The organism is Streptomyces sp., assembly GCF_031178505.1.
Classification (GTDB): Bacteria; Actinomycetota; Actinomycetes; order Streptomycetales; family Streptomycetaceae; genus Streptomyces; species Streptomyces gulbargensis.
Genome location: NZ_JAPSIW010000531.1, coordinates 1 through 5,057, shown reverse-complemented (window position 1 = coordinate 5,057; position 5,057 = coordinate 1). Strand labels below are relative to the sequence as shown.

The following is a 5,057-nucleotide window of genomic DNA, read 5'->3' as shown; positions in this document are numbered from 1 at the left end:
CGCGGAGAGGCTCGCCGCGGCCGGTGACCGGCTGTACCCGGCGCTGGTCTCCGTGCTGCCCGGCGGCTGTCTGCCGGGTCTGTTGCGGGGTCCGGCGGTGGACGCGGGCGTGGTGGGTGAACTGCTGCACGAGCTGAGGTCGTTGGCCGCGGAGCGGGGCGCGGGGACCACGGCCGTGATGCACGTGCCGGAGGCGGACACCGAGCTCCGGGGGGCGCTGGCCGGCCGGGGGTACGTGCCGTTCGTCTCCGTCGGCGACTGCGTGCTGTCCGTTGCCTGGAAGGACTTCGAGGGGTACCTGGCCGGGCTGCGCGGTCCCCGCCCGACCCGTGTCCGGCGGGAGATACGCGGCTTCGAGGAATCGGGCGCCCAGCTGCGGGAGACGACGCCCGACGCGCTCGGCCGGCGCCACGCCGAGCTGCACCTCGCGCATCTGCGGCGGAACGGGCAGGAGGCGGACTTCGACGGGTCGCTCGGGCTGATCGAGTCCATCCGGCGCCATCCCACGGGCCGGGGGCGGGTGCTGGAGGCCTGGCGCGGGGACACGCTCGCCGGTTTCGTCGTCTTCCACGACGTCCACGGGGTGTTCCACCCGACGCTGATCGGCGTGGGGCCCCAGGAGGAGAAGGCGTTCACCCATGTCAACCTCTGCTACTACGGCCTCATCCGGATCGCGGTCGCCGAGGGGGCGAGGTCCGTCGTGTACGGGCCGGAGTCGTACGACGCCAAGGCGTTCCGCGGGTGTGCGCCGGAGCGGCGGATCAGTCACCTGCGCGTGCCGGAGGAGCTGCGCGAGGCGGTGTCCGGCGCGGCCGCCCTGGTGGACGCGGGGAACCGGCGGCGGCTCTCCTCCTACGCCTGGCAGGATCCGGGCGGGAACGGCTGAGCGACGGGGGGCGGCTCCGACCGAAGGGTTGAGCAATCAACAAAATCGGCGTGGAATCGGGTGTTTTCATCTCTTTCGTGTTGGTTAGTCGCTAGGTCAGCACGACAGAGACAGGAGGGTCATCATGATCGCCCATGAGCAGATTCCCGCTGTTCTGGACCATCCCGTGTACGACGCCGAGGGCAAGAAGATCGGCGACGCGAAGCACGTCTTCGTCGACGACGCCACCGGCCGTCCCGCGTGGGTCACCGTCAAGACCGGCCTCTTCGGCAGCCACGAGTCCTTCGTCCCCATCAAGGACGCCGCGATGGTGGAGGACCACCTGGAGGTGCCCTACCCCAAGGACCGGGTGAAGGACGCTCCGCACGTGGACGTCGACGGCGGGGGCCACCTCGACGCCCGCGAGGAACGGCGCCTGTACGAGTACTACGGAATCGCCTGGGACGACGCCTGGGCCCGCGCCAACCAGCCCGGCGAAGGCGGCTGGGCGCACGGCGAGACGGGCACCGCGGACACCACCCGTACGACCGGCACGACCGGCGCTGCCGGGACCGCGGGCATGGCGGACACGGCCGGAACCGATGCCATGGACACCCGCGACGCCTCGATGCGCGGCACGGACGACGACGCGATGACGCGCTCCGAGGAGGAGATGCACGTCGGCACCGAGCGGGTCGAGACGGGCCACGTGCGACTGCGCAAGTACGTCGTCACCGAGAACGTCCAGCAGACGGTGCCGGTGCGCCACGAGGAAGTGGTCGTCGAGCGCGAACCGATCACGGACGCCAACCGTGACCAGGCTCTGTCCGGCCCGGAGATCACCGAGTCCGAGCACGAGGTCACCCTCCACGAGGAACGCCCCGTCGTCGAGACGCGGGCCGTCCCCGTCGAACGGGTCAGCCTCCGCACGGACGAGGTCACCGACGAGGAGACCGTGTCCGGTGAGGTGCGCAAGGAGCACATCGAGATCGAGTCGGACGACGTCCCGCTGACCGAGGACCCCGACGACCGCCGCGGCATGTGACACCGCCCCACCCCGCGGACCTGTCCACGGCTTCGACCCGTCGTGCGGCACGCGGTGAACGGCGCCCGTGAGGAGCCCCCTCCTCACGGGCGCCCCCGCGCGTCCCGGACGGGGACCGGCCGGTAGGGTCGGATGCTTCGAACATCAGGGGGGACCACATGACCACGTTCTCGGTGCGGAAGGCCGCCGCGACCGCCGTCGTCCTGGCGGCTTTCGCCGTCTCGTGCGGTGGCGCGGACGACAGGTCGGCGCCGCCGCCCGGCGGTGCGACGACCACGGCCACAGCCGGGGCGGAAGGAAACCCGGCGGAGGCGACAGCGCCGGACGCGGGCGACTCGGAAGCCACCCCGGAGGCACCCGTGACTCCGGCTCCCGAGCGCGTGCGCGACGCCTTCGCCGGACTTCAGGCGACCCTGGACAACTCGTGCGCCACGGACGGCTGCGCGTACTTCCTGGGCCGTGTGCACGACGAACTGCTGCGCCTGGAGCGGGCCATGAAGGCGGACCCCAAGGGACCGGGCCACTTCCCCGAGCCCCTCGCCCTGATCGGCGCCCTCGAGCGGGAACTCGGTGACGCCCCGTCGGCCGCCGACCTGGAGAAGCACCAGAAGTCGCTGCTCTCCACCCGTGACCGCGTCAACACCTGGATGCAGGGCCACCCGGACGACTACCGCTGAGCGGGCCATGGTGAGCGGGGAAGGAACGATGAGGCAGCGGTCCGGGGACCAGGGGTACGGCGCCGGGGAGGGCCCCACGGCCGCGACGCCCCCGGTGGGGCCGGAGGGGGACGGCCGGCGGGCGTCGACCGTGCGCGTGTTCGTCGCGCTCGCCCCGCCCGACGAGGCGAAGGACGAGCTGGCACGGGCCCTGGCCCCCGCCTACGCGGCGTATCCGCACATGCGCTGGAACCGCATCGAGGACTGGCACATCACCCTCGCCTTCCTCGGGGAACTCCCCCGCGCCGCCGTTCCTCCGCTCCACTCCCCGCTCGCGGACCTCGCCGCGTCGCGGGGACCCGTGGAGCTCGCGCTCCACGGCGCCGGGCACTTCGACGAGCGGGTGCTGTGGAGCGGGATCGGCGGGGACCTGCCGCGGCTGCGGCTGCTGGCCTCGGACGTACGAACGGTCGTCAAGGAGTGCGGCATCCCCTTCGAGGACCGGCCCTTGCGCCCCCACCTGACGCTGGCCCGGGCCCGGCGCGCCGACCAGGATTCCGTGGTCGCGGCGGCGGCCGGGCTGGCCGGGTTCACCGGGCGCGGCTGGCCCGCCGCCCGGCTGCACCTGGTCGGGAGCGACTTCGGGCGCGGCCCGGGGCCGATCCGCTACCGCGACCTCGAGTCCTGGGCGTTCACCGGTCCGTGAGGGCCGGGCCGTCGGCGCCGGGCCCGGGATGGACAGGGGACCTCGACCGCGCCTACCCTCCCACCTATTCAACTTGTTGACTAGCCGGGAGGCTCCATGCACGCGTTCCGCACGGCGGTCGAGAGCCGCGACGCCGCCGCGATCGAGGCCCTGCTCGCCGAGGACGTCGTCTTCACCAGCCCGGTCGCCTTCGCCCCGTACACCGGTAAGGCGATCACCGCCGCCGTCCTGCGCGCGGCCATGCGTGTCTTCGAGGACTTCACCTACGTCCGGGAGATCACGGACGCGGGCGGCCGGGACCACGCGCTCGTCTTCACGGCGACCGTCGGCGGCCGGCGGATCCAGGGCTGCGACTTCCTGCACCTCGACGAGAACGGCAGGATCGACGACTTCACCGTCATGGTCCGTCCGCTCTCCGCCGCCACGGCACTCGCCGAGGCGATGGGCGCCCAGTTCGAGCGCATCGCCCGGGAGGCGGGCGGGGGCGGCTCCCGGCCCCGGGGCCTGAGCGGCGGACGCGTCCGGGGCCGTACCGGCCGCGCCCCCGGGCCCGCGCCCTGCTGAACTGCTGTGCGATCATGCCCGACGGGGCCCTTGGGGGGGCGGGTGTACGGGTCGACACGAGGAGTCGGGTGTGAACGCGGGTGGGGGCGACGGCGGTTCGCAGGTGTCCGACGAGGAGTGGGAGCGGTTCCTGCGCTCCTCGCTGGAGGGCGTGCCGGACGCGCCCGAGGAGCCGTCGGCGCGGGACCGGGCCACCGCCGCGCGCCGGCCCGCCCGGGCGGCGGACACCGGATGGCGTACCTACACCCCGCCCCGGCGTCGCCGGTCGCGGAAGGGCTGGTACGTGGCCGGGTTCGTGGCCTCGGTGGCCCTGCTGGCCGTGGCGCTCGCTCCGGGAGGGGTCACCGGCCTGCTCGGTGACGGCGGCAGGGGCGCGGACGCGGCTCCGCTCGCCCCGGAATCGGCCGCGCCGACCGCTCCGCCGGACGCCGCCTCTGAAGCGGCCCGGCCCACCGTCGCCGAGCCGTTCAGGGGCTCGCCTGCGGCCCGGTGGGCGGACGGCCCGGCCGGGATCACGGTGCCGGAGGCCCGGGCGACCGGGTGGATGGACCGCGCGGAGGTGGCCCGCGCGCTCCGGCTGAGCCGGGACTTCCTCGTCGCCTCCAACCTGGAGCCGGGCGTGCTGCGCGGTGAGCGCCCGGCCGGGGCGATCGCGCTGATCAACCCCCACCAGCGGGACGTGCGGGACTTCCTCGCGGCGGCGTTCCGCTCGCCGGGTGAGGCGAACGACCCGGTGCTCCTCTTCAGCCGGTTCGATCCCGCGCAGGCGCGCCTGGTCGGGGATGTGGTGAAGACCCGGGGCCGCCTCACCTTCGCGGAGGGTGAGAAGGGCGCCCTGCGGGTGACCGCCGACGTCACGTTCGTGTACCCGGTCGCCCCGGCGGGCGGCGGCGACCTGGTCGTCCGCACCGTCGTGCGGCGTGAGGTGGTCATGAGCTGGGACGATCCCTCGAAGGTGATCACCGAGCCGGGGACCTTCTCGCTGGTCTCGTACAAGGTCGACATGACGAACGGCGGCTGCGGGCCGGCCACCGGCCGTCTGACCCCCTCGTTCGGGGGCGGCGGCAGCGGTACGGGCAGCGGGCCCGCGGTCGATCCGTACGACCGCAGCACGTCGATGGACGAGCGGATGCGGGCCGGCGGGGACGAGGAGTGCGGCACCGCGACGCGTTCCTGAGAGGGGCCGGACGGGCGTACGGAGGGGAGGAGGCGGCAGGCCCG

Annotated in this window: 6 protein-coding genes; all 6 read left to right on the top strand. The window is 73.8% G+C overall.

All coding sequences use genetic code 11. From position 1 onward, the window contains the following. Positions 1 to 886, top strand: an 886-nt coding sequence (locus RIF68_RS27030) for a GNAT family N-acetyltransferase (protein ID WP_309053912.1), incomplete at its 5' end; no start/stop codon positions are given. Positions 887 to 1,010: 124 nt separating this feature from the next. Next, the gene (locus tag RIF68_RS27025; protein ID WP_309053911.1) at positions 1,011 to 1,910 is read left to right on the top strand and encodes a PRC and DUF2382 domain-containing protein; all 900 of its coding nucleotides are present in this window, start codon (positions 1,011 to 1,013) and stop codon (positions 1,908 to 1,910) included. A 158-nt stretch (positions 1,911 to 2,068) separates the two neighbouring features. Further along, positions 2,069 to 2,587: a hypothetical protein gene (locus RIF68_RS27020; RefSeq protein WP_309053910.1), complete on the top strand. Its 519-nt coding sequence runs from the start codon at positions 2,069 to 2,071 to the stop codon at positions 2,585 to 2,587. A gap of 28 nt (positions 2,588 to 2,615) precedes the next feature. Next, a complete protein-coding gene (gene thpR, locus RIF68_RS27015; RefSeq protein ID WP_309053909.1) occupies positions 2,616 to 3,272 on the top strand; it encodes an RNA 2',3'-cyclic phosphodiesterase in 657 nt (218 codons plus the stop codon). A gap of 96 nt (positions 3,273 to 3,368) precedes the next feature. Then, positions 3,369 to 3,836 (top strand): nuclear transport factor 2 family protein, encoded by a 468-nt coding sequence (locus RIF68_RS27010; RefSeq protein WP_309053908.1) that lies wholly within the window; start codon positions 3,369 to 3,371, stop codon positions 3,834 to 3,836. Between the two features lie 70 nt (positions 3,837 to 3,906). After that, on the top strand, positions 3,907 to 5,013 hold the full coding sequence (locus RIF68_RS27005; RefSeq protein ID WP_309053907.1) for a hypothetical protein: 1,107 nt from the start codon (positions 3,907 to 3,909) through the stop codon (positions 5,011 to 5,013). Positions 5,014 to 5,057 lie beyond the last annotated feature (44 nt).